At 55.0% G+C, this 26781-nt stretch carries 26 protein-coding genes; 19 read left to right on the top strand and 7 right to left on the bottom strand.

Features of this window, described 5'->3' with window-relative positions:
* Positions 1-11: 11 nt before the first annotated feature.
* The 6 genes from sapF to pspF all read right to left on the bottom strand — a co-directional run bounded on the left by sapF (position 12) and on the right by pspF (position 6371).
* Positions 12-818, bottom strand: coding sequence for a putrescine export ABC transporter ATP-binding protein SapF (sapF, locus tag C0560_RS11405; RefSeq protein WP_100779985.1), 807 nt, complete (start codon positions 816-818; stop codon positions 12-14).
* Complete coding sequence (gene sapD / locus C0560_RS11400) at positions 819-1811, bottom strand: peptide ABC transporter ATP-binding protein SapD (protein WP_102103838.1); 993 nt, start codon at positions 1809-1811, stop codon at positions 819-821. It abuts the gene before it with no gap.
* The gene (gene sapC / locus C0560_RS11395; RefSeq protein WP_100779987.1) at positions 1811-2701 is read right to left on the bottom strand and encodes a putrescine export ABC transporter permease SapC; all 891 of its coding nucleotides are present in this window, start codon (positions 2699-2701) and stop codon (positions 1811-1813) included. The genes sapD and sapC overlap by 1 nt, the downstream gene beginning before the upstream one ends.
* Entirely contained in the window at positions 2688-3653 is a 966-nt protein-coding gene (sapB, locus tag C0560_RS11390) for a putrescine export ABC transporter permease SapB (RefSeq protein ID WP_107703459.1), read from the bottom strand. The genes sapC and sapB overlap by 14 nt, the downstream gene beginning before the upstream one ends.
* Positions 3650-5290, bottom strand: coding sequence for an ABC transporter substrate-binding protein SapA (gene sapA / locus C0560_RS11385; protein WP_100779989.1), 1641 nt, complete (start codon positions 5288-5290; stop codon positions 3650-3652). The genes sapB and sapA overlap by 4 nt, the downstream gene beginning before the upstream one ends.
* 88 nt (positions 5291-5378) lie before the next feature.
* Positions 5379-6371 carry a phage shock protein operon transcriptional activator gene (gene pspF / locus C0560_RS11380; RefSeq protein WP_164971786.1) on the bottom strand — a complete coding sequence of 331 codons (993 nt, stop codon included), beginning with the start codon at positions 6369-6371 and terminating at the stop codon, positions 5379-5381.
* A 151-nt stretch (positions 6372-6522) separates the two neighbouring features.
* Between pspF and pspA the strand changes: the two genes are divergently transcribed.
* The 15 genes from pspA (at position 6523) to C0560_RS11305 (ending at position 20967) form a co-directional block, all read left to right on the top strand.
* Positions 6523-7191 (top strand): phage shock protein PspA, encoded by a 669-nt coding sequence (gene pspA, locus C0560_RS11375; protein ID WP_107703462.1) that lies wholly within the window; start codon positions 6523-6525, stop codon positions 7189-7191.
* 54 nt (positions 7192-7245) lie between these two features.
* Positions 7246-7470 carry an envelope stress response membrane protein PspB gene (gene pspB / locus C0560_RS11370; RefSeq protein WP_100779992.1) on the top strand — a complete coding sequence of 75 codons (225 nt, stop codon included), beginning with the start codon at positions 7246-7248 and terminating at the stop codon, positions 7468-7470.
* The gene (gene pspC, locus C0560_RS11365; RefSeq protein WP_248858568.1) at positions 7470-7829 is read left to right on the top strand and encodes an envelope stress response membrane protein PspC; all 360 of its coding nucleotides are present in this window, start codon (positions 7470-7472) and stop codon (positions 7827-7829) included. Before pspB ends, pspC begins: the two co-directional genes overlap by 1 nt.
* A gap of 15 nt (positions 7830-7844) precedes the next feature.
* The gene (gene pspD / locus C0560_RS11360) at positions 7845-8066 is read left to right on the top strand and encodes a phage shock protein PspD (RefSeq protein ID WP_100779994.1); all 222 of its coding nucleotides are present in this window, start codon (positions 7845-7847) and stop codon (positions 8064-8066) included.
* A gap of 200 nt (positions 8067-8266) precedes the next feature.
* Positions 8267-9964, top strand: a complete 1698-nt coding sequence (locus C0560_RS11355; RefSeq protein ID WP_305884086.1) for a sugar phosphorylase — start codon at positions 8267-8269, stop codon at positions 9962-9964.
* A gap of 13 nt (positions 9965-9977) precedes the next feature.
* A complete protein-coding gene (locus C0560_RS11350; RefSeq protein WP_123427743.1) occupies positions 9978-11270 on the top strand; it encodes an ABC transporter substrate-binding protein in 1293 nt (430 codons plus the stop codon).
* A 21-nt stretch (positions 11271-11291) separates the two neighbouring features.
* A complete protein-coding gene (locus tag C0560_RS11345; protein ID WP_123427745.1) occupies positions 11292-12173 on the top strand; it encodes a carbohydrate ABC transporter permease in 882 nt (293 codons plus the stop codon).
* Entirely contained in the window at positions 12160-13002 is an 843-nt protein-coding gene (locus C0560_RS11340) for a carbohydrate ABC transporter permease (protein ID WP_107703464.1), read from the top strand. Before C0560_RS11345 ends, C0560_RS11340 begins: the two co-directional genes overlap by 14 nt.
* Positions 13003-13030: 28 nt before the next feature.
* Positions 13031-14083, top strand: coding sequence for a zinc-binding alcohol dehydrogenase (locus C0560_RS11335; RefSeq protein WP_248858564.1), 1053 nt, complete (start codon positions 13031-13033; stop codon positions 14081-14083).
* A gap of 17 nt (positions 14084-14100) precedes the next feature.
* Positions 14101-14889 (top strand): sugar phosphate isomerase/epimerase, encoded by a 789-nt coding sequence (locus C0560_RS11330; RefSeq protein WP_248858563.1) that lies wholly within the window; start codon positions 14101-14103, stop codon positions 14887-14889.
* An 11-nt stretch (positions 14890-14900) separates the two neighbouring features.
* Positions 14901-15959 (top strand): Gfo/Idh/MocA family protein, encoded by a 1059-nt coding sequence (locus C0560_RS11325; RefSeq protein ID WP_181826419.1) that lies wholly within the window; start codon positions 14901-14903, stop codon positions 15957-15959.
* On the top strand, positions 15953-18223 hold the full coding sequence (locus C0560_RS11320; protein WP_248858562.1) for a glycoside hydrolase family 65 protein: 2271 nt from the start codon (positions 15953-15955) through the stop codon (positions 18221-18223). The genes C0560_RS11325 and C0560_RS11320 overlap by 7 nt, the downstream gene beginning before the upstream one ends.
* Positions 18216-18923: a beta-phosphoglucomutase gene (pgmB, locus tag C0560_RS11315; protein WP_123427753.1), complete on the top strand. Its 708-nt coding sequence runs from the start codon at positions 18216-18218 to the stop codon at positions 18921-18923. The genes C0560_RS11320 and pgmB overlap by 8 nt, the downstream gene beginning before the upstream one ends.
* Positions 18904-19986, top strand: a complete 1083-nt coding sequence (locus tag C0560_RS11310) for an ABC transporter ATP-binding protein (protein WP_123427755.1) — start codon at positions 18904-18906, stop codon at positions 19984-19986. The genes pgmB and C0560_RS11310 overlap by 20 nt, the downstream gene beginning before the upstream one ends.
* Positions 19987-20052: 66 nt before the next feature.
* Positions 20053-20967, top strand: a complete 915-nt coding sequence (locus tag C0560_RS11305) for an OmpG family monomeric porin (protein ID WP_123427757.1) — start codon at positions 20053-20055, stop codon at positions 20965-20967.
* Positions 20968-21002: 35 nt separating this feature from the next.
* Here the strand turns inward: C0560_RS11305 and C0560_RS11300 are convergent, their stop codons facing one another.
* Entirely contained in the window at positions 21003-22013 is a 1011-nt protein-coding gene (locus C0560_RS11300) for a LacI family DNA-binding transcriptional regulator (protein ID WP_248858561.1), read from the bottom strand.
* A gap of 153 nt (positions 22014-22166) precedes the next feature.
* Between C0560_RS11300 and C0560_RS11295 the strand changes: the two genes are divergently transcribed.
* The 4 genes from C0560_RS11295 to C0560_RS11280 all read left to right on the top strand — a co-directional run bounded on the left by C0560_RS11295 (position 22167) and on the right by C0560_RS11280 (position 26553).
* Positions 22167-23564: a YcjX family protein gene (locus tag C0560_RS11295; RefSeq protein ID WP_248858560.1), complete on the top strand. Its 1398-nt coding sequence runs from the start codon at positions 22167-22169 to the stop codon at positions 23562-23564.
* Positions 23561-24610, top strand: a complete 1050-nt coding sequence (locus C0560_RS11290; protein ID WP_248858559.1) for a YcjF family protein — start codon at positions 23561-23563, stop codon at positions 24608-24610. Before C0560_RS11295 ends, C0560_RS11290 begins: the two co-directional genes overlap by 4 nt.
* A 106-nt stretch (positions 24611-24716) precedes the next feature.
* Positions 24717-26264: a transcriptional regulator TyrR gene (gene tyrR / locus C0560_RS11285; protein ID WP_248858558.1), complete on the top strand. Its 1548-nt coding sequence runs from the start codon at positions 24717-24719 to the stop codon at positions 26262-26264.
* A 52-nt stretch (positions 26265-26316) separates the two neighbouring features.
* On the top strand, positions 26317-26553 hold the full coding sequence (locus C0560_RS11280; protein WP_248858556.1) for a DUF2543 family protein: 237 nt from the start codon (positions 26317-26319) through the stop codon (positions 26551-26553).
* The last annotated feature ends 228 nt before the right edge of the window (positions 26554-26781 follow it).

Raw genomic sequence — 26781 nt, 5'->3', positions numbered from 1 at the left:
TATGGCCGGTGTCATTTATCCTTGCGCCAGGCATCAGCCGTCAGCGCCTCACCGAAATGCCCGGCGATCAGGCGCTTGGTCAGGTCGTGCAGCGGGGAGGCCAGCACATCGGCGGTGCTTCCGCGCTCCACCACTTCACCCTGATGCATCACCAGCACCTGGTCGCTAATGTGTTTCATCATTCCTAAATGCTGGGTCACATAGATATACGAAATACCCTGTTTCTCCTGCAATTCAAGCATCAGGTTGATGAGCTGTGAACGCATCGACATATCGAGTGATGCCAGCGCTTCGTCGGCGATAATCACCTTCGGGCGCAGGATCAACGCGCGCGCAAGCCCGAGACGCTGTTTCTGCCCCGGTGCCAGCATGTGCGGATAATAGCTGACGTGGTCGGGCAGCAGGCCGACCATGCGCAGCGTTTCGATAATACGTTTACGCCGCTCTTCTGGCTCCAGGTCGGTATTCAGTCGCAGCGGGAAATCCAGAATCTGCGAGATACGCTGACGCGGATTGAGCGACGTCGACGGGTCCTGGAAAATCATACGAATGCGCTGACTGCGGAACGAATAGTCGCCAAACGACAGAAAATGGTCGTCGATCAGCACATCACCCGCCGTCGGCTCGACCATCCCCGCCAGCATCTTCGCGAGCGTAGATTTCCCCGATCCGTTTTCGCCGATAATCGCCAGCGTCTGCTTCTCGCGCAGGGTAAAGCTGAGAGGCTTCACCGCTTCGACAGTTTGACGATGAAACAGTCCCGTGCGATAGCGAAAGGTCTTACTCAGGTTGCGAACTTCCAGCAACGTTTCGACCATTTACTCTCTCTCCATGTTCAGCGGGAAATGACAGGCGTACAGATGGTTTTTCGCGCCAGTCAGACGAGGCGTTTCAATGCATTCGCGCTGGGCGTACGGACAGCGAGGGCCGAGTCGGCAGCCAATGGGCAGCGACTCCAGCAGCGGGATGGCGCCCGGCAGGGTGTTCAGTCGGCTTTTATGCGGCATTGCGCTGCCAAAATCCGGGATCGCGCGAATCAGCGCCTGGGTATACGGATGGTGCGGCGTCGTCACCAGATCTTCGCTGATGGCCGTTTCTACCGTCTGACCGCAGTACATCACGTCGATCTTGTCCGCCCATTTGCTCAGCATCTGCAGGTCATGGCTGATGAGCAGAATGGTGGTGTTGTTGTTCTGATTCAGACGCGACAGCAGGCGGAAAATCTGCGCCTGGGTGGTCGGCTCCATGGCATTGGTCGGCTCATCGGCGATCAGCAGGCGCGGCTGGTTGGCAAGCGCAATGGCGATCATCACCTTCTGGCACTCACCGTCCGTCAGCTCGTAGGGGAAACTGCGCATCGCATCTTTATGGTCTTTAATCCCCACGCGGTGCAGCAGCTCAATCGCGCGGCGTTTGCGCCAGCCGACACGCTGCCACCAGCGGCCTTTATAGGTCCAGCCAGGGATATTCTGCATTAGCTGTTTCCCGACGCGTTCCGACGGATCGAGACACGACTGCGGCTCCTGGAAGATCATCGACACGTTATGACCCACCAGCTTGCGCCGTTCGCGAGGCGACAGGCGCAGGAGATCGATATCGTCAAAACGCATACGGTCTGCGGTCACGCGCCAGTTATCTTTGGCGACACCGCAGATCGCTTTCGCGATCAGGCTTTTACCTGAACCGGATTCGCCCACCAGCCCACGGATTTCACCCTCGGCCAGGGTAATACTGATGCGGTCGACCGCTTTCACCCAGCCTTCGCCGGTCTTAAATTCAATGGTCAGATTGCGGATATCAAGTAACGGCATTATTGCACCCCCGCATTAATTGCGCGGCGAATACCGTCGCCCAGCAGGTTGATCAGCAGCACGCTCACCATAATGGCGGCACCGGGCAGCATCACCGTCCACGGCGCGACATAGATCAGTTCGAGCGCATCACCGAGCATTGCCCCCCATTCAGGCGAGGGCAGCTGCGCGCCGAGATCGAGAAAACCGAGCGCGGCAATATCCAGAATCGCCATCGACAGGGCGCGGGTGATTTCGGTCACCAGCCCCGAGGCGATATTCGGCATCACCGCGAACCACAAAATATTCAGCGTAGTGGCGCCATCAAGACGCGCCGCCACCACGTACTCTTTTTCCAGCTCATCATGCACCATGCTGTAAACCGAGCGTACCATGCGCGGCAGCAGCGCCAGCCAGACGGCAAACATCGCATGGGACAGGTGCGGCCCGGCGAACGCCACCACGATAATCGCCAGCAGCAGAGACGGGATCGACAGCAGGGTATCGAGAATATGGTTCAGCACCGCCGAACGCAGGCCGTGCGTGGCACCCGCAAACACGCCGAGCGCCAGGCCAAAGAAGGTCGCGGCGAACGTGACGACGAACGCGCCGCCGACGGTCGGGGCCGCGCCACTTAACAGGCGACTCAGCACATCGCGACCTAAATCGTCCGTGCCCAGGAAGAACGACACTTCGCCGTAGCGCGACCACGACGGTGGCAGCAGCTGATAGCCGAGGAACTGCTGATCAAGCCCGTAAGGGGCAAACCAGCCGCCAAAAATACAGAGCAGCGCCAGGCCGCCACAGCCGTACAAACCGATCATCGCTGTGGTGTCGCCGTAGAATTTGCGCCATACGGTACGGACTACGCCGGGCGTGCGCTTCTCCCGGTATACGCTATCGTAAGGCATACGATTCCTTATGTTTCAGCGGGTTGGCCATCGCACCCAAAATGTCAGAAATCACGTTCACGATAATCACCAACGAACCGATCACCATCACACCGGCAGATATCGCCGCATAGTCTTGCTGACGAATGGCGTTGATCATCCAGCGGCCCAGACCCGGCCAGCTAAACACCATTTCGGTAATCATCGCCAGGGTCAGCATGGTGGAGAATTGCAGCCCCAGGCGCGGAATGACCGGCGGAAGGGCGTTATGCAGGACGTGACGACGTAAAACCGTCAGGCGAGAGAGGCCACGAGTGGCAGCCGCTTTCACGTAGTTTTGCTCAAACACATCGATAGTGCTGGTGCGCATCAGGCGAATCACTTCCGTGGTTGGCGCGACCGCCAGCGTCAGCACCGGCAGCACCATGTGGCGCAGGGTACTGATGATCATTTCGTGACGCCAGACGGAGTCAGAAAGCCAGGCGTCGATAATCGCAAATCCGGTGACGGTTTTGACGGTATACAGCAGATCAAAGCGGCCCGAGACCGGCAGCCAGCCCAGCGTAAGAGAGAAGAACAGCGTCAGCAATAGCGCCAGCCAGAACACCGGAATCGAGAAGCCAAGCAGCGCGAGGGCGCTAATTAGCTTATCCTGCCATTTATTGCGAGTGATCCCCGCCAGCATCCCCACCGGAATGCCCACCAGCAGGGCAAAACCAAAGGCCAGAATGCACAGCTCCATGGTCGCCGGGAACACCTCTTTCAACTGCTCAGAGATCAGCTGGCCGTTAATGCTGGAGACACCAAAGTCCCAGTGCAAAACGCCGTTAAACCAGAACAGCCAGGCATCCCAGAAGGACGATCCCTGCAGCGGGGCATGGGGCGTGAAATAGCTCAGGCTAAAGCCGATAAAGGTCAGAAAAAACAGCGTCACTGCCAGCAGTAACAGACGGCGTAAGGTAAAAATAATCATGGTTTTTTCACCTCATCTTGTTTCTCACGCGACACGCCTGCGAACGAAGCGTTGCCGAATGGGCTGAGCACCAGACCTTTAATATCATAGCGATAGGCCTGCAATCGCAGAGAAGAGGCCAGCGGTAACACCGGCAGTTCGCGGGCCAGAATGTTCTGCGCTTCGTCGTAAGCCTCAATGCGCGAGGCCAGTTGCTGGGACGACAACGCTTTTTGCAGCACCGTATCAAATTCACGGTTACACCAGTGAGCGTAGTTGGTCTGGGAACGAATAGCGGCACAGCTCAGCAGCGGGCGGAAGAAACTGTCGGGATCGTTACTGTCCGTCGACCAGCCAGAGAGCGTCAGATCGTGATTCATATCCATCAGGCGCGCCTCCTGGAAGCGGCCTTCGACGGGGACGATCACCACTTTCACGCCGATCTGAGCCATATCCGCCTGGATCAGTTCCGCCGTTTTTAATGGACTCGGGTTCCACGCCTGCGAACTGGTCGGGACCCAAAGCTGCAACGTGAGGTTGGTCGCGCCCAGCGCTTTAAGCTGCTCGCGCGCTTTAGCCGGATCGTATTCGGTAATTTTCGCTTCGTTGTCATAGGCCCAGGACGCACGCGGCAGAATCGACGCCGCCGTTTCAGCGGTACCGTAATAAATAGACTGCATCAGGCGCTGGTTATTGATCGCCAGTGCGAGGGCATGACGCACGGCGGGGTTATTCAGCGGCGGCTTATCCGTATTAAAGGCCAGATAAGCGATATTCATACCGGGGCGCAGGGTCAGACGTAAGCGCGGATCGTCGCGCAGTATCGTCAGCTGGCTGGCGGCAGGCCACGCGAGCACATCGCATTCGCCGGTCAGGAGCTTGGACAATCTGCCCGTTCCGCCGGAGCCGAGATCGACCACCACCTGCGGCATCAGCGGCGTGCCGCGCCAGAAGTGTTCGTGACGTTGTAACCGAATATACTGACCAGCCCGGTATTCCGCCATCTGGAACGGACCGGTGCCGACCGGCTGGCGGTCGAGCAGCTCCTGATGATCCACTTTTGTCAGCTTATCGGCGTACTCCGCCGACATGACCGACGCATAGTGGGTAGCCAGGTGCCATAAGAAAGAGGCGTCAGGGCGCACCAGACGAAACTCCACCGTCCGGCTGTCCAGCTTACGCACGTCTTTTACCGTATCGGCAAACTGCAGGCTGTCGAAATAGGGGAAACTGCCGCCGTTGACGTTATGCCACGGGTGATTGCGGTTAAAAATACGCTGGAAGGTAAACACCACATCATCGGCGTTTAGCTTGCGGGTCGGTTTAAACCACGGCGTCGACTGAAACGCCACGTCGTCGCGCAGATGGAAACGGTAGGTTGCGCCGTTATCAAGCACTTCCCAGCTTTCGGCAAGCTCCGGCACCAGGCGGTAGGTATAAGGGTCAACATCGAGCAGGCGATCGTAAAGCTGTGCGGCGAGGGTGTCGACAATCAGGCCGCTGCCTGCTTTTTGTGGGTTCAGGGTGTCGACTTGCCCGTTCACGCAATAGACAAAACCACTGTCGCGAATATCAGGAAGCGCAGTCTGTTCGGGCGCAGCAAAGACCAGGCGGCTAAACAGACCGAGTGCAATCAGGGACGATAAAACCAGACGCATAATTTTCAGGGTTTTAAGATTCGATCTGCAAAGTGTATCGCACTTCCCCCTGATTCGTAAAAATGTCTGCAGGTAAGTGCCGATAATGTCAGCGCATTTGATGCTTTTTGAGCAATGCCCTTAATTGATGGTAGGTCAGACCCAGCAGTTCGGCTGCCTGCTTCTGGTTATATTTTGCCTCTTTCAGGCTCAGTTCGAGCAACTGGTGTTCCTGTTTGTGCTGAAACTGGCGCAAATCGAGCGGCAGAGAAGGGGTATCGGCATGCGGCGTCGGTTCTGGCTTTGTCGGCGCGGCGCGGTAAAAGGGATCGATAATAATGTTATCCAGCTCAGTCTCACTGCTGGCGTGGCGATACACTGAACGCTCCACCACGTTTTTCAGCTCACGAATATTGCCCGGCCAGCGGTAGTCCAGCAGCGTTTCCCGCGCATAATCGCTAAAGCCGGGGAACAGCGGCATTCCCAGCTCGCGGCACATCTGAATGGCGAACTGCTCGGCCAGCAGCATGATATCGCTGCGGCGCTCGCGCAGGGGCGGGAGCTGTACCACGTCAAAGGCCAGACGATCGAGAAGATCCGCGCGGAATTTTTCCTCCGCCACCATTTCCGGCAAATTGGCATTGGTGGCGCACACCAGGCGCACATTCACCTGCAACGGCTGACTGCCGCCCACGCGCTCCAGCTCGCCGTACTCAATCACGCGCAGCAGTTTTTCCTGCACCAGCATCGGGGCGGTGGCCAGTTCATCAAGAAACAACGTCCCGCCGTCTGCACGCTCAAAACGTCCGGGGTGGCGTTTTTGCGCGCCGGTAAAGGCCCCCGCCTCATGGCCGAACAGCTCCGTATCAAGCAAATTCTCGTTCAGCGCCGCGCAGTTTAAGGAGATAAACGGCCCGTCCCATCGCCCGGACAGATAATGCAGACGGTTGGCGATAAGCTCCTTCCCGGTGCCGCGCTCACCGATAATCAGTACCGGCTTATTGAGCGGGGCCAGACGCGAAACCTGCTCCAGCACCTCAAGAAAACTGTTCGCTTCGCCCAGTAAATTGTCTTTGTAATCAGCCATGATGAAATTAACCACTCGTTAGCGATATTCACCAGGTGAGAGTAGGATGTCCGTGATGTAAAATCAACCACAATCATATAAATCAATAAGATAAAAACTTGGCACGGGAATTGTATTAGCTCATCAGCAGGGCATCGCCCGATAACAGAAATGTGAGGATTGAATTATGGGTATTTTTTCTCGTTTTGCCGACATCGTGAACGCCAACATCAACTCGCTGCTGGAGAAAGCGGAAGACCCGCAAAAGCTGGTGCGTCTGATGATTCAGGAAATGGAAGACACGCTGGTTGAAGTCCGTTCCACCTCTGCGCGTGCGCTGGCTGAAAAGAAACAGCTGTCACGTCGTATCGAGCAGGCTACCGCTCAACAGAGCGAGTGGCAGGAAAAAGCGGAATTGGCGCTGCGTAAAGATAAAGACGATCTGGCCCGTTCGGCGCTGATCGAAAAACAAAAGCTGACCGACATCGTTGCGACGCTGGAGCATGAAATCACGCTGGTGGATGAAACGCTCACCCGCATGAAAAAAGAGATCGCCGAGCTGGAAAACAAACTCAGCGAAACGCGTGCTCGCCAGCAAGCTCTGACGCTGCGCCACCAGGCGGCCAGCTCATCCCGCGACGTTCGCCGTCAGTTGGATAGCGGTAAACTGGATGAGGCGATGGCGCGTTTCGAATCTTTTGAACGCCGCATCGACCATATGGAAGCCGAGGCCGAGAGCCACAGCTTTGGCAAACAGAAAACGCTGGATCAGCAGTTTGCCGATTTGAAAGCGGATGACGAAATCAGCGAGCAACTTGCGGTGCTGAAAGCCAAAATGAAGCAAGACAACCAATAATAATGAATGCGGCACCTCCGCGTGCCGCAACGCATCGTAAGACAAGGAGACCCTATGAGTGCGCTGTTTCTGGCTATTCCCCTGACCATTTTCGTGCTTTTCGTTCTGCCGATCTGGTTATGGCTGCACTACAGCAACCGCTCTTCCCGGGGCGAGCTCTCGCAAAGCGAGCAGCAACGGCTGTTGCAGCTCACCGATGACGCGAAAAAAATGCGTGAACGCATCCAGGCGCTCGAATCCATTCTGGACGCTGAACATCCAAACTGGAGAGAGAATTAATGGGCGGACTGAATTTAAATAAAAAACTGTGGCGTATCCCCCAGCAGGGGATGGTGCGCGGCGTGTGCGCCGGGCTGGCGCGCTATCTGGATGTGCCAGTGAAACTGGTGCGTGTGGTCACCGTGCTGTCGATCTTCTTTGGTCTGGCATTCTTTACCCTGGTGGCGTACATCATTTTGTCCTTCGTGCTCGATCCGATGCCGGACAGCGCCATGTCATCGGAAGATGCGCCGAACAGCAGCGATTTGCTCGACTCGGTGGATGCCGAACTGGCCTCAGGCGAGAAGCGTCTGCGCGAAATGGAACGTTATGTCACGTCCGACACGTTCACGCTGAGAAGTCGTTTTCGTCAGCTTTAACAGAGAGATAAAAATATGAATCGCAACTGGCAGCAGGCCGGTCAGAAAATGAAACCGGGCCTTAAAATTGCAGGCAAATTCGTTTTATTGACCGCGCTACGTTATGGCCCGGCAGGTGTGGCGGGTTGGGCGGTGAAATCTGTTGCCCGGAAACCGATCAGAATGTTACTGGCCGTGGCACTGGAGCCGCTGCTCAAGAAGGTCGCAGGCCGTTTTTCCCGTCGTTATTTTTCCTGACACTTCCCTCATTTAATGCCTTCTCTCATCGCGAGAGAGGGCATAAGCCCCGTTTTGAATACCATTATCATTGTTTCATCCTTTCTTTGCGTTAGCTCACATTAATGAGCAGAGCCGCTTTTTATTTGCACTTTTGAACCCTGAGGTTCGTTGACAGAAATTTTTATGGGGAGTAGATTGCTTTCCGTGGGACCGCTACCATGGAAAACAACATGAACAATAAAATAACGCATTTAATTAATCTTATTTATGGCGATTCTTTTTCTTATAAGGATTTTAGTATTTTTCAGGAAAAGATAGGAAACGCACGGAAGGTTATTAGTCATCAGCGTAAGGCGAACTGGGATGAAAAGGATGTGGTATTAATTACCTATGCCGATCAGTTTCAAAATCGCAACGAAAAAGCGCTGCCTGTTTTTACGCGATTTTATAATCGCTGGCTTTCTGATTCATTTTCTCACGTCCATCTTTTGCCTTTTTATCCGTGGTCTTCGGACGACGGATTCTCGGTCGTCGATTATCACCGCGTTGCGCCAGAAACAGGTGAGTGGGGCGATGTGGCTGAGTTAAAAAAATCAACGAATCTGATGTTTGATTTTGTCTGCAACCATATGTCAGCCAAAAGTGAGTGGTTCAACAATTATTTAAACCAGGTTCCCGGCTTTGAAGAATTTTTTATCGCCGTAGACCCGGCAACGGATTTATCAGCCGTAACCCGTCCGCGCGCACTGCCGCTGTTAACACCGTTCACAATGGCAGAGGGCACGGTGCGCCACCTGTGGACCACCTTCAGCGAAGACCAGGTTGACCTCAACTTTGCCAGCCCGCAGGTCCTTATCGCCATGGTCGATGTGCTTCTGAAATATCTGGCTGAAGGTGCCGATTACATCCGTCTGGATGCGGTCGGGTTTATGTGGAAAATTCCAGGAACGACCTGTATTCATCTGGAGCAAACTCACCGCCTGATTCAGCTGTTCCGCGCGATCACCGAAGAGGTTGCGCCCGGTACGGTCATCATCACTGAAACCAATGTCCCCCATAAAGACAACATTTCGTACTTCGGCGATGGCACCAATGAAGCGCAGATGGTCTATCAGTTTTCACTGCCGCCGCTGGTGCTTCACAGCGTGCATAGCCAAAACGTTGAGGCCCTTTGCCAGTGGGCGCAGCAGCTTAAGCTGCCTTCATCGAAGACCACCTGGTTTAACTTCCTCGCCTCCCACGACGGTATTGGCTTGAACCCGGTGCGTGGGATTATTCCTGAGAGCGATATTCTGGCACTGGTCGAAAAACTGCAGCATGAAGGCGCGCTGGTAAACTGGAAAAACAATCCGGACGGCAGCCGCAGCCCCTATGAAATTAATGTGACTTATCTGGATGCATTAAGTCGACAAGACAGTTCAGATGACGAACGTATTGCCCGGTTCCTTCTGGCTCATGCCGTGTTATTAAGTTTTCCAGGCGTGCCCGCAATTTATATTCAAAGCATTATTGGCTCTCGTAACGATTATGATAACGTTGAGCGGCTGGGGTATAACCGGGCGATAAATCGGCGGAAATATCACGAGGGTGAAATTGATAACGAGCTGGAATGTCATAGTAGTCTTAGATACAAAATTTATACTGCATTAAAAAATATGCTTTCATTGCGGCGTCAGCAAAAAGCATTTCATCCTGACAGCACAGCATTTTATGACGCACCGAATCAGCATGTTCTTAGAATCATTCGTGTAGCAGATAATGGTGAGCGGATCGCGGCGCTATTTAACTTTAATGAGCATGCGCAAATTATTTCCTCGGGAATTCACTCTGGGGTGGAATTACTTACGGGAACGCCTGTTAACGGAGATTCTGTAACCCTTAATCCGTGGCAGGTTATGTGGATTAAAGAAATCTAAAAGGACGATAAAAATGAAGATGCCTAAAATTGTGCTGTTATCAGCACTGGTTTCGTGCGCCCTGTTGTCAGGCTGTCGGGATGACAACAATAAAGTAGTCGCCATTGAATTCATGCACTCGTCGGTGGAGCAGGAGCGCCAGGCGGTAATCACTCAACTTATTGAACGCTTCGAGAAAGACAACCCGTCCATCAAGGTAAAACAGGTTCCGGTGGAAGAGGATGCCTATAACACCAAGGTGATTACGTTGGCCCGTACAGGCGCTTTGCCCGAGGTGATTGAAGTCAGTCACGACTACGCCAAAGTGATGGACAAAGAACAGCTGCTCGACCGCGATGCCATCAGCGCCGCGATTGGCGCTGTCGGTGAAAACACGTTCTACGACGGCATTCTGCGCGTGGTGCGCACGGAAGACGGTAAGGCGTGGACAGGTGTTCCGGTTAGCGCGTGGCTTTCCGGCGTCTGGTACCACAAATCGGTGCTGGCCGCTGCGGGGATTCAGGAGCCTGCGACCTGGGAGCAACTGCTCAAAGCCAGTCAGTCCCTGAATCACCCCGAGAAAAAACAGTACGGTATCGCCTTACCGACGGCGGAAAGTGTCATGACCGAACAGGCATTCTCTCAGTTTGCGCTTTCGGGTGGTGCGAACGTCTTCGATGCGAAAGGGGATGTGGTCATCAATACGCCAGAGATGGCGAAAGCGCTGGCGTTTTATCGCGATCTGTCGGCTACCACCATGCCGGGCTCCAACGATGTGATGGAAATTAAAGACGCCTTTATGAACGGCTCCGCGCCAATGGCGATCTACTCCACCTATATCCTTCCTGCGGTATTTAAAGATGGCAACCCGGCCGATCTCGGGTTTGTTGTCCCGACGGAAAAATCCTCGGCGGTTTACGGCATGGTGACGTCACTGACCATCACCAACGGGCAAACCGAGGAAGAAACCAAAGCGGCAGAAACCTTCGTCACCTGGATGGAGCAGGCTCAAAACGCAGCCGACTGGGTGATGATGTCGCCGGGTGCGGCGCTGCCGGTCAACAAACGGGTGGTGGATACCGCGTCGTGGAAAAACAACAACGTCATACAGGCGTTTGGTCAGCTTCCGTATGAGTTGATAGCCCAGTTTCCCAACGTTCAGGTCTTTGGTGCTGTCGGCGACAAAAACTTTACGCGTATGGGCGACGTCACCGGTTCGGGTGTGATCAGTTCGATGGTGCATGACGTGACGGTCGGGAAGAAAGATCTCTCCACCACGTTAAACGATAGCCAGAAGCGTCTGGCCGATCTGATTTCACAACGATAGGGGCGCACCGCGAAGGGAATTATGAAGAGGTTGTTTACTGGCCGTTCCGATCTGCCTTTCGCCATGCTGCTGTTGGCCCCCAGCCTGATATTGCTGGGGGGCCTGGTAGCCTGGCCGATGATTTCAAATGTCGAAATCAGTTTTTTACGCCTGCCGCTGAATCCGCGTATCAGCGCCACCTTTGTCGGTCTGGATAATTATATCCGGATTCTGGGGGATTCCGCGTTCTGGCACTCATTGTGGATGACCTTCTGGTATACGGCGCTGGTGGTGCTTGGCAGCACTGGCCTGGGTCTGGCCGTGGCGATTTTCTTCAATCGCGAGTTTCGCCTGCGTAAAACGGCGCGTTCACTGGTGATCCTCTCGTACGTCACACCGTCCATCTCGCTGGTGTTCGCCTGGAAATACATGTTCAACAACGGCTACGGCATCGTGAACTATCTGGGCGTTGATGTGCTGCACCTGTACGACCAGGCACCGCTGTGGTTTGACAACCCCGGCAGCAGCTTTGTGCTGGTGGTGCTGTTCGCTATCTGGCGTTATTTCCCGTACGCATTTATCTCGTTTTTAGCGATTTTACAGACCATCGATAAATCGCTGTACGAGGCGGCAGAGATGGATGGTGCGAACGGCTGGCAGCGTTTTCGGATCGTGACGCTTCCCGCGATCATGCCGGTGCTGGCAACCGTGCTGACGCTGCGGACCATCTGGATGTTCTACATGTTCGCGGACGTTTATCTGCTCACCACTAAGGTCGATATTCTCGGCGTCTATCTCTACAAAACGGCGTTTGCTTTTAACGATCTGGGGAAAGCGGCCGCCATCTCAGTGGTGCTGTTTGTGATTATTTTCGCCGTCATCCTGCTGACCAGAAAAAGGGTAAACCTCAATGGCAACAAGTAAACGCACCCTCAGTCGTGTCGGTTTTTACGTCGGACTGGCGCTGTTTCTGCTCATCACGCTGTTTCCGTTCTTCGTGATGCTCATGACCTCGTTCAAAAGTGCGAAAGAGGCGATTTCTCTGCATCCGACGATCCTGCCGCAGGCATGGACGTTGCAGCACTATATCGACATCTTTAACCCGCTGATTTTCCCGTTTGTGAACTATTTCAGGAACAGTTTGCTGGTCTCCCTGAGTTCGTCGGTTATTGCGGTATTCCTCGGGACGCTCGGGGCCTACGCGCTGTCGAAACTTCGCTTTAAAGGGCGGGCCACTATCAATGCCAGCTTCTATAGCGTCTATATGTTCTCCGGGATTTTACTGGTGGTGCCGCTGTTCAAAATTATTACCGCGCTCGGCATTTACGACACCGAACTGGCGCTGATCATCACAATGGTGACTCAGACGCTACCGACGGCTGTTTTCATGCTCAGAAGCTATTTCGACACCATACCGGACGAAATTGAAGAAGCGGCGATGATGGACGGGCTAAACCGTCTGCAAATTATCTTCCGTATCACCGTCCCGCTTGCCATCTCCGGCCTGGTCTCGGTGTTTGTCTATTGCTTCATGGTGGCCTGGAACGACTACCTGTTTGCATCGATTTTCCTCTCAAGCGCCAGCAACTTCACATTGCCGGTCGGCCTGAACACGCTCTTCAGTACGCCGGACTATATCTGGGGCCGCATGATGGCCGCGTCCCTGGTGACGGCATTGCCGGTGGTTGTGATGTATGCGCTTTCTGAACGTTTCATAAAAAGTGGTTTGACCGCCGGTGGCGTAAAGGGCTGAGGCGGCCTGTTTTTAACAAGGAGTAGTCATGAAAAAATTAGTTGCGACAGCGCCGCGCGTAGCCGCGCTGGTCCAGTACGAAGATCGCCCTGTGGCGGCAAATGAAGTCAAGATCCGTGCCCGTTACGGCGCGCCAAAGCACGGAACAGAAGTGGTCGATTTCCGGGCGGCAAGCCCCTTTATTGACGAAGAGTTCAATGCTGAGTGGCAACTCTTCACACCGCGTGCTGAAGGCGCTGCGCGTGGTATCGAGTTCGGCAAATTCCAGCTGGGCAATATGATCGTCGGGGACATCATTGAATGCGGCTCAGAGGTCACGGATTACCAGATCGGGGATTCCGTTTGCTGCTACGGGCCGCTTCAGGAGACGGTAATCGTCAATGCCGTTAACAACTACAAGCTGCGTAAAATGCCGCAGGGCGCATCCTGGAAAAACGCCGTCTGCTATGACCCGGCACAGTTCGCCATGAGCGGGGTACGTGATGCTAACGTTCGCGTCGGAGATTTTGTGGTGGTGGTAGGGTTAGGTGCCATCGGGCAGATCGCTATCCAGCTGGCAAAAAAAGCGGGTGCATCCATTGTGATTGGCGTTGACCCTATCGACCGCCGCTGCGACATCGCCCGTCGCCACGGCGCGGATTTCTGCATCAACCCGATCGGCAATGACGTTGGGCTGGAGATTAAACAGCTCACCGGAAAGCAGGGTGCCGACATCATTATCGAAACCAGCGGCTTCGCCGATGCGTTGCAATCCGCACTGCGCGGATTGGCTTACGGCGGAACCCTCTCTTATGTCGCATTCGCGAAACCCTTTGCCGAAGGATTCAACCTGGGCCGCGAAGCGCATTTCAATAACGCGAAGATCGTCTTTTCACGCGCCTGCAGCGAGCCGAACCCTGAATACCCGCGCTGGAGCCGTAAACGCATCGAAGAAACCTGCTGGGAGCTGCTGATGAATGGCTACCTCAACTGCGACGATCTGATCGATCCGATCGTGAGCTTCGAAACCAGTGCGGAAAGCTATATGACGTATGTCGATAAGCATCCGGAACTGAGCATCAAAATGGGCGTGACTTTTTAAGCAAGCGAGAACAAAAGATGAAAATTGCAACACAAAATCAGGCCTTTTTCCCGACCAATATTCTTGAAAAATTCGAGTACATCAAGGCAATGGGTTTTGATGGCTATGAAATCGACGGCAAGCTTTTGGTTGATAATTTGGCGGAAGTAAAAGCCGCCATAAAAGCGACCGGGCTGCCAGTGACCACCGCCTGTGGCGGCTACGACGGCTGGATCGGTGATTTTATCGAAGAGCGCCGTCTGAACGGTTTGCAGCAAATCGAACGTATTCTTGAAGCGCTGAGTGACGTGGGTGGAAAGGGCATTATCGTGCCTGCGGCCTGGGGGATGTTTACCTTCCGACTGCCGCCGATGACCTCGCCGCGCAGTCTGGATGGCGATCGCAAAGCGGTCAGTGCCTCCCTGCGCTGGTTAGATGACGTAGCGGCGCGTACCGGAACCCTCGTTTACCTTGAGCCGCTGAACCGCTATCAGGATCACATGATCAACACGCTGGCGGATGCGCGTCGCTATATCGAAGAAAATGCGCTCAAGCACGTGCAGATTATCGGCGATTTCTACCATATGAATATCGAAGAGGATTCTCTGACCGGCGCACTCCACGATAATCGTGACAGGCTCGGGCATGTTCATATCGCCGACAATCACCGTTATCAGCCTGGCAGCGGCACGCTCGATTTTGCTGCGCTGTTTGACCAGCTCCGCGCCGATGATTATCAAGGCTACGTTGTATATGAGTGCCGCGTGCGCGCGGAGGATCCGGCCAAAGCCTATCAGGCTTCGCTCAACTATTTACGTGACTGCTGAGGATGACGAGCGTGATGAGTGCTTCTACACCTTTGCCTCTGCGCGTCGCCATCCTTGGCGCCGGGCAGGTTGCAGACAAAGTGCATGCCTCGTATTACGCCACGCGCAGCGATCTGCAGATGGTGGCTGTCATGGACAGCCGCCTGGATCAGGCGCAGGCATTTGCTGAGCGCCACGCTATCGCAGGTGTGTATCAGGACGCGAGGTTGATGTTGCAGGAGGCAAAGCCTGACATCGTGAGCGTTTGCTCGCCGAATCGTTTTCACTATGAACATGTGATGGCGGCGCTGGAGGCGGGTTGCCACGTGATGTGCGAAAAGCCACCCGCTATGACCCCTGCGCAGGCAGACGAGATGCGTCTGGCGGCCCGGCATGCTGGAAAAGTGCTGGCCTACGATTTTCACCATCGTTTCGCGCTGGATGCGCAACTGCTGCGTGAAGCGGTCCAAAACGGCACCTTTGGCGAGATTTATGTCACCAGCGCGCAGGCGTTACGTCGTTGCGGTGTTCCCGGCTGGGGTGCCTTTACCAATAAGTCGCTACAAGGCGGTGGGCCATTGATTGATATCGGCATCCATATGCTCGATGTGGCGATGTACGTGTTGGGGTTCCCGGCGGTGAAACGCGTGACAGCACACAGTTTTCAAAAGCTGGGCACCACTAAGCATTGTGGACAGTTTGGTGAATGGGACCCCAAAGGCTATACCGTTGAAGATGCGCTGTTTGGCACTATTGAGTTTTGCAACGGGGGGATCTTACGTCTCGATACGTCGTTTGCCCTTAACATCCGCGAGAAATCGATCATGAACGTCTCATTTTGCGGTGAAAAAGCGGGCGCAACATTATTCCCGGCGCATATTTATGACGACGTGGGGGGCGAGTTACAGACGATTTTAAGCCGCGACGACGCGGACGATCAACGCCATTTACGCAGCATGGAAGCATTTGTGCGCCATGTGCTGGGCGAGCCGGTCATGATTGCCGATGCCGAGCAGGGGCTGGTGATCCAGCAGCTCGTGGCGGCGCTCTATGAATCGGCAGAAAAACGGGAGAGCGTGGAATTATGCTGAACCTCTCTCGTCTTTCAGAACCCACGTTCAGCCCGCACAGTCTGAACAAGTACGCGTCGATCATGGCCTGTGGCAATGGCTATATGGGCATTCGCGCCAGTCATGAAGAGGACTATACGCAGCAAACGCGCGGCATGTATCTGGCAGGGGTTTACCACTGCGCAGGGCGCAACGAAACGAAGGAACTGGTGAACCTCCCGGATGTGCTGGGGATTGAACTGCAGCTGGACGGCGAACATTTTTCGCTACTGGCAGGTGAGCTTCTCTGCTGGGAGCGTGAGTTAGCGTTCTCTAACGGCGAGCTACGTCGCAGCCTGGTCTGGCGTTCAACCAGGGGAAAACGCTTTCGCATCGACAGCCGCCGCTTTGTCTCACTGGATCAGCTGCCATTGGTGGCGCTGCAATTTTCCGTCACTCCCCTGGACGGCGCTGCGCACATCAGCTTCTCGACGGGAATCGACGCGACGCAAACCAACAGCGGTCGACAGCATCTGGATGAAACCTCTGTTCAGGTGTTTGATCAGCATTTCATGCAAGGCGTGTATGAAACTCAGGATCGCTCGACTGACGTCGTGATCTCCGCGAGCTGTCAGCTGGATACCCCGAGTGAAAACTGTTTTACCGCCAAAAACCGGCGTCTGAACTGCCACCATACGCTGGAGGCAGAAGAGGGGCAGAAAGTTATGCTGGAGAAAATCGTCTGGATAACCCATCGCCACGATAAAGCACTTGAGCAGTCTGCCTTTGCACAAAAAAGCCTGGCCGAGCTAAAACTTTGCGCGGAGCAGGGCTACGACGCATTGCTGGAACAGTCTGCACTTGCCTGGGACACGCACTGGCAAACCAGCCGCGTTAGCGTGCAGTCCGACGATCCTCAGGATCAGCTCGCCCTAGACTACTCGGTCTGGCATTTGACGGCCATGACGCCTGCGCACAACGAGCGTTGCAGTATCGCGGCGAAAGGGCTGACCGGCGAAGGCTATAAAGGCCACATTTTCTGGGACACTGAGATCTTCCTGTTACCGTTCCACCTCTTTACGCGGCCGCAAACGGCCCGCAGCTTGCTGCGTTATCGCTGGCTGAACCTTGCCGGAGCCCGTGAGAAAGCACAGCGAAACGGCTGGGCGGGAGCGCTGTTTCCGTGGGAGAGCGCAGACAGCGGACAGGAAGAGACGCCTGAATTCGCGGCCATCAATATACGCACCGGCCTGCGGCAAAAAGTGGCGTCGGCGCTGGCGGAGCACCATATCGTCGCCGATATCGCCTGGGCCGTCGTGGCCTACTGGCAAGCGACGCGAGACAGCGACTTCATGCGCAATGAGGGGCTGGCGCTGCTCATGGAAACCGCGTCGTTCTGGATATCGCGGGCCACAGACGTGAATGGCCGGCTTGAGATCCATGACGTTATCGGCCCGGACGAGTATACCGAGCATGTGAACAACAATGCCTTTACCAACTATATGGCCTGGCAAAACGTCCATGATGCCCTGACGCTGATGGAACACTTTAATCGGCAGGACGATGCGTTTACAGAAGCGGCGCAGAAATTCCTGGCACGGCTGTGGCTGCCTTCCGCTGATGAGCAGGGGGTTATCCCGCAGGATGACACCTTTATGGCGAAACCTGCGATAGATCTTCGCCGTTATAAAGCGCAGGCCGGCAAGCAAACCATTCTACTGGATTACTCCCGCGCGGAGGTCAATGAAATGCAGATCCTCAAGCAGGCGGACGTGGTGATGCTCAACTATCTGTTGCCAGATAAGTTCGACCGCAAACAATGTGCGGCGAATCTGGCCTTCTACGAGCCGCGCACGATCCACGACTCCTCATTGAGTCAGTCGATTCACGGCATTGTGGCTGCTCGCTGCGGTGATACTGCCCGCGCCTATGCGTTCTGGCGAGCGGGTGCGGCGATTGATCTGGGTGACGATCCTCACAGTTGCGACGATGGGATCCACGCCGCCGCAACGGGTGCAATCTGGTCGGGCGTCGTTCAGGGCTTTGCAGGGATGCAGATTATTGATGGCGAATTGCATCTGACGCCGCAACTGCCGGCACACTGGCAGCGACTGCAATTTTCTCTTCAGTGGCGTGCTGCACGCCTTGATATTCTGGTTGAGGGCGTATCAGTGACGCTGCGTTCCAGTGCGCCGATTGCAGTGACGCTTTGGGGGAAAACACACCACCTTTTAGCCCTTGAAACGCGCACTGTTGATTTACCTGAATTTGGGACCGCTACCACGGAGGGCGGCAACAATGTTTAAGGCGGTGATTTTCGATTTAGACGGGGTGATTACCGACACGGCGCATCTGCATTTTCTGGCCTGGCAGAGCGTGGCGTCAGAGATAGGCATCCCGATTGACGAGGCGTTCAATGCCGGGCTGAAGGGCATTAGCCGGACGGACTCACTCGCCCGTATTTTGCGCCACGGTGGAATGGAAGAGGCGTTCAGCCAGAAAGAGCGCGAGCAACTGGCGCAGGCCAAAAATGCGCTGTACGTCGAATCGCTTAAGGGGTTAACCCGCGATTCACTTCTGCCGGGTATTGCGCAGTTGCTGACGGAAATCCGCGCGAACAAGGTGCGCATCGGGCTGGCGTCGGTCTCCCTTAATGCGCCCACGATCCTCCAGGCTCTGGGGATCGCCAGCGCTTTCGATTTTTGCGCCGACGCGTCGCGCATTCAGCTCTCGAAACCGCATCCTGACATTTTCCTGGCGGCCTGCGCAGGATTAGGCATCACACCGGAGCAGGCGATTGGGATTGAAGATGCGCAGGCGGGTATTGAGGCAATCAATGCCGCAGGCATGCTGTCGGTTGGGATCGGCGGCGAGTTATCTGGCGCAGATTTAACACTTTCTTCCACGGATGAACTGTCCTGGCCGCGTTTATCCGATTTCTGGCAGGCCATGCGCGGCCATAACGGGCATCACTTAAGGGGGCATAATGGCTCAGCTATCGCTTAAACATATTCAAAAAATCTACGACAACCAGGTTCATGTGGTGAAGGATTTCAGCCTCGAAATCGCAGATAAAGAGTTTATCGTCTTTGTCGGTCCGTCGGGCTGTGGCAAATCGACGACTTTGCGCATGATTGCCGGGCTGGAGGAGATTAGCGCGGGTGAGCTGTTTATCGACGGGGTGCGGATGAACGATGTTCCGGCCAAATCGCGCGATATCGCAATGGTGTTCCAGAACTACGCCCTGTATCCGCATATGACCGTCTACGACAACATGGCGTTTGGTCTGAAGATGCAAAAAATAGCGCCAGCGGTCATTGAGGAAAGGGTCAGCTGGGCGGCGCAAATTTTGGGGCTGCGTGATTATCTGAAGCGAAAACCCGGGGCGTTATCCGGTGGCCAGCGCCAGCGTGTGGCACTCGGAAGGGCGATTGTGCGCGAGGCGGGAGTCTTCCTGATGGACGAACCCTTGTCCAACCTCGATGCCAAGCTGCGTGTGCAGATGCGTGCAGAGATCAGCAAGCTGCACCAGAAACTGAACACCACCATGATTTACGTGACTCACGATCAAACGGAAGCCATGACCATGGCGACGAGAATTGTGATTCTCAAGGACGGTTATATTCAGCAGGTGGGCGCACCGAAGCAAGTCTATAACGAACCGGCCAATATGTTTGTTGCTGGTTTTATCGGATCACCGGCCATGAATTTTATTCGCGGGGCAATTGATGGCCGTTATTTCGTCACTGAAACGCTGCGTCTGGCGATCCCCGAAACGAAACTCGCTGTGCTGAATGCGATGGGGTATCAGCGCAAGGCAGTGGTCTTTGGCATCCGGCCCGAAGACATTCTCACGTCATCAGGCATCCCCATGGACATCACAGCCAAAGTCAGCGTGGCCGAACTCACCGGAGCAGAGTTTATGCTCTACGCCACAGTGGGGGGGCATGAGCTGGTTCTGCGCGCCGGCGCGGTCAACGATTACCGTGCCGGGGATAACCTGGCCATTCAGTTTGAAATGGATAAATGTCACTTCTTCGACGCTGATAGCGAAATAGCGCTGAGATAAAAGATTTCGTTGCCGGGAATTTTCTTTCCGGCTTTTTTAGTCGTTATTTTATAAAGGAATATACAAATGAGTACTCTACACAGAAGTGCTGCGCTTTTATTATGCGCAGGGGTAACGTGCGCCCAGGCGGCTGACAATCAAGAAAAATGGCACTTTAATATAGGTGCTATGTATGAGATTGAAAACGTCGAAGGGCAGGGCGAAGATAAAGATGGATTATATGAACCTTCCGTCTGGTTTAATGCCACCTGGGACGCATGGACTATTTCACTGGCCATGTATCAGGAAGGTCCGGTGGATTACAGCAGCATGACACGCGGGACCTATTTTGATCGCCCGGAATTTGAGCTGCGCTATCGTATTATCGGCAGCGACGATTTCACCCTCGGTTTGACCGGTGGCTTCCGCAATTATGGCTACCATTTTAAAGATGAACACGGCGCGAAAGACGGCACCGCCAATATGCAGCGCTATAAAATTCAGCCGGACTGGGATCTAAAACTTAGCGATGACTGGCGTTTTAGCGGCTGGTTTGCGATGTATCAGTTTGCCAACGATCTTGAAAAAACCGGTTATTCCGACAGTCGTGTCGAAACCGAAACCGGATTTACCTGGACCATCAACGAAACCATTTCGGCTAAAGCGAACTACTATTTAGAGCGCGGGTTTAATATGGACGGCGGCCGGAATAACGGTGAATTCTCGACGCAGGAAATTCGAGCTTATTTACCGATTTCGTTAGGGAACACCACGCTGACGCCGTATACCCGAATTGGTCTGGATCGCTGGTCGAACTGGGACTGGCAGGACGATCCTGACCGCGAAGGGCATGATTTTAACCGCCTGGGTATGCTCTACGCGTACGATTTTATGAATGGATTATCCATGACGCTGGAATACGCGTACGAATGGGAAAATCACGACGAAGGCAAAAACGACCGCTTCCACTATGCGGGCGTCGGCGTGAACTACGCATTCTGACGGGGTGACTGCCAGGGGCTTTGACGCCCCTGGATTCAGCGAAGCGAGGGCGTTTCAGAGAGTGCCGTGTCAACAATGACCTGGCGTGGTGCCTCTTTTCCGGCGATACGTTTGAACAGGACATCGCAACTCTGTTCGCCCAACTGGCGGGTAGGGATTTCGAAGCCAGCCGGTGCAGGGGTCAATATCAATGACAGCAACGGATCCGTATAACCGGCGATCGCCAGCTGTTCCGGGATCATCAGGTTTAATTCATCCGCTGCGCGATACAGAGCGAGAAGTTTCATACTGTCCGTGGCGAAAACGGCACGCGGTGGGTGTGCTGAGGAGAGTAATTGACAGGCCGCGTCCAGCGCACTTTCGTGGGTATATCCGCCGTCGACAACCCAGTCAGCATTAAAGACAATGTTGTGTTTTTCGAGGCTGGCTTTATAACCCGCGAGACGGTCGATTGAGACGTGGTAATCAACGGGCGCATGCAGACAGGCGATTTTGCGATGGCCATTGCGAATAAACGTATCGGTTAACGTCATACTGCCGTGGAAATTATCCGTATCGACTGAATAGATATTCTGGAAATCGCCTTCGACTTTACCAATTACTACGACGGGAATGCCATAGGTATCAAGCCGTGGGAAAAAAGATTCATTGGCCGGGGAACTGAGCATAATAATTCCCTTAACCATTTTTTGCTTAATTTTATTTTCGCATTTCTGCAAATCATCTTCGCTACTTTTCGACGTTTGAAGAATAACGTCAAAACCTTCCTCTTCGGCTTTTTCCGTAATGGTATGTAACACGTCAGAGAAAAAAGGATTACCGGCTGTGGTCTTGGCTGAACGCGTGGAAATAACCATGATCGCGTCAAAACCTGAAGAGGTCAGGGCACGGGCCAGCTTGTTGGGTTGATAATTTAATTCATCAATCGCTTTTTGCACTTTTTCAAGTGCTTCCGGGGAGATATTTGTTTGCTTGTTTAGAACCCTGGACACGGTTGATTTTGATACGCCAGCAACACGTGCAATATCATAAATGGTGGGTGACATACACCTTACAACTCCATGATAGCGGTAGTGGGATTATATTACGGGAGAAAAAACGGGAATGACAGTGACAATGAATTGAAAATCAACGATCTGCCCCAATTTATTGTATTCTGAAGCTGATATCAGCGGTCTTCGGGGCAAAACAGGATGGCGATGAAGCGACTTAAAAACGAATTCAACTCACTGGTTAACCGTGGCGTAGACCGCCATTTGCGTCTGGCGGTGACGGGACTTAGCCGCAGCGGGAAAACCGCATTTATCACCGCGATGGTCAACCAGCTTCTCAACTTACACGCCGGAGCGCGCCTGCCGCTGCTGAGTGCCGCGCGCGAAGAGCGTCTGCTCGGCGTGAAGCGTGTACCGCAGCGCGACTTTGGCATTCCGCGTTTTACCTATGACGAAGGGCTGGCACAGCTGTACGGCACGCCACCCGCCTGGCCGACGCCGACGCGCGGTGTGAGCGAAATCCGTCTCGCGCTGCGCTTTCGTTCTAACGAATCCGTATTACGCCATTTTAAAGACACGTCCACGCTCTATCTGGAAATTGTCGATTATCCCGGCGAATGGCTGCTCGATTTACCGATGCTGGCCCAGGATTATCTGAGCTGGTCGCGGCAAATGACCGGTCTGTTGCAGGGCCAGCGCGCGGAGTGGTCGGCAAAATGGCGCGAACTCTGCGCGGGGCTGGACCCGCTGGCACCGGCGGACGAAAACCGTCTGGCGGCGATTGCCCAGGCCTGGACTGATTATCTTCATCAATGCAAACAGCAGGGGCTGCACTTTATTCAGCCGGGCCGGTTTGTGCTGCCGGGCGAAATGGCGGGCGCGCCCGCGCTGCAATTCTTCCCGTGGCCGGACGTCGATGGCTGGGGCGAATCCAAACTGGCGATGGCGGATAAACACAGTAACGTCGGGATGCTGCGCGATCGCTTTAACTACTACTGCGAGAAAGTGGTGAAGGGGTTCTACAAAAATCACTTCCTGCGCTTTGACCGCCAGATTGTGCTGGTGGACTGCCTGCAGCCGCTCAACAGCGGGCCGCAGGCCTTCAACGATATGCGCCTGGCGCTCACCCAACTGATGCAAAGTTTCCACTACGGGCAGCGAACCCTGTTCCGCCGCCTGTTTTCGCCGGTGATCGATAAGCTGCTGTTTGCGGCGACCAAAGCCGATCATGTGACGGTCGATCAGCATGCGAACATGGTCTCGCTGCTGCAACAGCTGGTGCAGGATGCCTGGCAAAATGCGGCGTTCGAAGGGATCAGCATGGATTGCCTGGGGCTGGCAGCGGTTCAGGCCACGCAAAGCGGGCTGATCGACGTCAATGGCGAGAAAATCCCGGCCCTGCGCGGCAACCGTCTTAGCGACGGCGAGCCGCTGACCGTCTATCCCGGCGAAGTGCCCGCTCGTCTGCCGGGGCAGGCGTTCTGGCAAAATCAGGGTTTTCAGTTTGAGGCGTTTCGCCCTCAGGCAATGAATGTCGACCAGCCGTTGCCGCACATTCGCCTGGACGCGGCGCTGGAGTTTTTAATAGGAGATAAGCTGCGATGACCGAACCTTTAAAGCCACGCATCGATTTTACCGGCACGCTTGAGCAGGAGCGGGCCGAAGCTTTCAAAGCGGCTCAGGCTTTCAGCGGTCCGGAGGCCGAGAAATTTGCGCCTGTCGTCGCCGATGAACTGCTTGCGGACGAAGGGCAGGCAGAAGCGGTGGTCGAGGCGGCGCTGCGGCCCAAACGCAGCCTGTGGCGCAAAATGGTGATGGCCGGGCTGACGCTGTTTGGCGTGAGCGTGGTCGGACAGGGCGTTCAGTGGACGGTGAATGCCTGGCAAACTCAGGACTGGGTCGCCCTCGGCGGCTGCGCGGCAGGGGCGCTGATCGTTGGGGCGGGCGTGGGCTCCATTGCCACCGAGTGGCGTCGCCTGTGGCGACTGCGCCAGCGCGCCCACGAGCGCGACGAAGCCCGCGATCTGTTGCACAGCCATGCCACCGGAAAAGGGCGCGCCTTCTGTGAAAAACTGGCCAGTCAGGCCGGAATCGACCAGTCGCATCCGGCGCTACAGCGCTGGTATGCGGCGATCCACGAGACGCAAAACGACCGCGAGATCGTCACGCTGTACGCCAATATCGTGCAGCCGGTGCTCGATTCCCAGGCGCGGCGGGAGATTAGCCGCTCGGCGGCGGAATCAACGCTGATGATCGCCGTCAGCCCGCTGGCGCTGGTGGATATGGCCTTTATCGCGTGGCGAAATCTGCGGCTTATCAACCGAATCGCCACGCTGTACGGTATCGAGCTGGGCTATTACAGCCGTCTGCGCCTGTTCCGCCTGGTGCTGCTGAACATGGCGTTCGCCGGGGCCAGCGAACTGGTGCGTGAAGTGGGGATGGACTGGATGTCTCAGGATCTTGCCGCGCGATTGTCCACCCGCGCGGCACAGGGGATCGGTGCGGGTCTGTTAACCGCGCGTCTGGGGATCAAAGCCATGGAATTATGCCGCCCCCTGCCATGGATGAATGACGATAAACCGCCTCTCGGGGATTTCCGTCGTGAATTGATTGGCCAGTTGAAAGAGACATTGAGCAAAAAACCGCAGTAAACGCTGAAGAATTCACCTCGCTGTCAATATTTGTTGACAGCGAGCTTCCAGCCAGACGATATCTGACATATCATTTTAAGGTTACTGGCTAAAGAGTGAATTTCCCATGCGTCTGGAAGTGTTCTGTCAGGACCGTATCGGCCTGACCCGCGAATTACTCGATCTCCTTGTTTTGCGTGACATTGATTTGCGCGGCATCGATATCGACCCTATCGGGCGAATTTATCTCAATTTTGCCGAAATCGAATTTAATACCTTTAGCAGCCTGATGGCGGAAATCCGCCGTATCGCTGGCGTTACGGATGTGCGTACCGTGCCGTGGATGCCGTCAGAGCGCGAGCATCTGGCGTTAAGTGCGCTGCTCGAAGCGATGCCTGAACCGTTTTTATCCCTCGATCTGAAAGGCAAAGTGGAGCGCACCAACCAGGCGAGCTGCCAGCTGTTCGGCCAGAGTCAGGAAAAACTGAGCAACCATCATGCGTCGCAGCTGATTGCCGGTTTCAATTTCCAGCGCTGGCTCGACAGCAATCCGCAGGGCACGCACAGCGAACATGTGGTGATCGGCGGCCAGAACTTCCTGATGGAGATCACCCCGGTGCATCTGCGCGGTGAGAATGACGTCAGCGTGCTGACCGGCGCGGTGATCATGCTGCGTTCGACCATCCGTATGGGGCGCCAGCTGCAGAATCTCTCCAACCAGGATGTCGGCGCGTTCAGCCAAATTATTGCCGTTAGCCCGAAAATGAAGCATGTGGTCGATCAGGCGCGTAAGCTTGCGAATCTCACCGCGCCGCTGCTGATCACCGGCGAAACGGGAACCGGTAAGGATTTACTGGCACATGCGGTTCACACCGCCAGCCCACGCGCGGCAAAACCCTATCTGGCCTTGAACTGCGCGTCTATTCCGGAAGATGCCGTTGAGAGCGAGCTGTTCGGCCACGCGCCGGAGGGCAAAAAAGGCTTCTTCGAGCAGGCCAACGGCGGCTCGGTCTTGCTGGATGAGATTGGCGAGATGTCGCCGCGGATGCAGGCTAAACTGCTGCGCTTCCTCAACGACGGCACTTTTCGCCGCGTCGGGGAAGATCACGAGGTTCACGTTGATGTGCGCGTCATTTGCGCGACGCAGAAAAACCTCGTCGAACTGGTGCAAAAAGGCGTATTCCGGGAAGATCTCTATTATCGACTGAATGTTCTGACCCTGAATATTCCGCCGCTTCGCGACTGTCCGCAGGACATTATGCCGCTGACCGAACTGTTCGTGGCGCGCTTTGCCGACGAACAGGGCGTGCCGCGTCCGAAGCTCTCGGCGGATTTGGGGTCGATGCTGACGCGCTACGGCTGGCCTGGCAACATTCGCCAGCTGAAAAACGCCGTCTACCGTGCGCTCACGCAGCTGGAAGGTTATGAACTGCGCTCGCAGGACATTCTGTTGCCGGATTACGATGCGGGAACCGTGTCGGTTGGCGAAGAGGCGATGGAAGGCTCGCTGGATGACATCACCAGCCGTTTCGAGCGCTCGGTGTTGACCCAACTTTATCGCAACTATCCGAGCACCCGTAAACTGGCGAAACGCCTGGGTGTGTCACACACGGCCATCGCCAATAAGTTGCGTGAGTACGGTCTGAATCAGAAGAAAGCGGACGACCAGAACTGAGAAAATCCCGCGCGGGCGGGGGTTTTGCTATCCAAACATTAAGGCTTAATTTATGAGCAATGAAATACCATTAAAGTTTTATGACATCGCGGATGAATATTCAAAGGAATCCGCAAAGCCCGTCAGCGAAGCAGAGCGCGACGCGGTGGCCTATTATTTCCAGTCGCTGATCACGCGTTTAATGAATAACGAGGAGATCAGCGAAGAGGCGCAGAGTGAGATAGCCCGGGAAGCCGGAATCGATGAAACGCGGATCGATGAGATCGCAGAGTTTTTGAATACGTGGTGATGATCGCGTTCTAATATCGCCGTATTGAGTGCGATGTTCGCATGCTGCGCGACGCTGGCGTCGGACATCCGCATCTCGCTCAGGGGAGTCATCTCAATGAGCGAGATGCGGCTCAGAAAGATTTACATCCTCCTCAGATTTTATAACTCACGCCTTGCAAAACCGCATCCAGTTACCAAACGGATCATACCCTTCCAGAATTTTCCCCCACGCCTGCTGTACGATCTC

The organism is Lelliottia sp. AC1 (assembly GCF_023278595.1).
GTDB classification, from domain to species: domain Bacteria; phylum Pseudomonadota; class Gammaproteobacteria; order Enterobacterales; family Enterobacteriaceae; genus Enterobacter; species Enterobacter nimipressuralis.
Note: the sequence above shows the minus strand (reverse complement) of the source record. Positions and strands in the feature narration are given on the sequence as shown.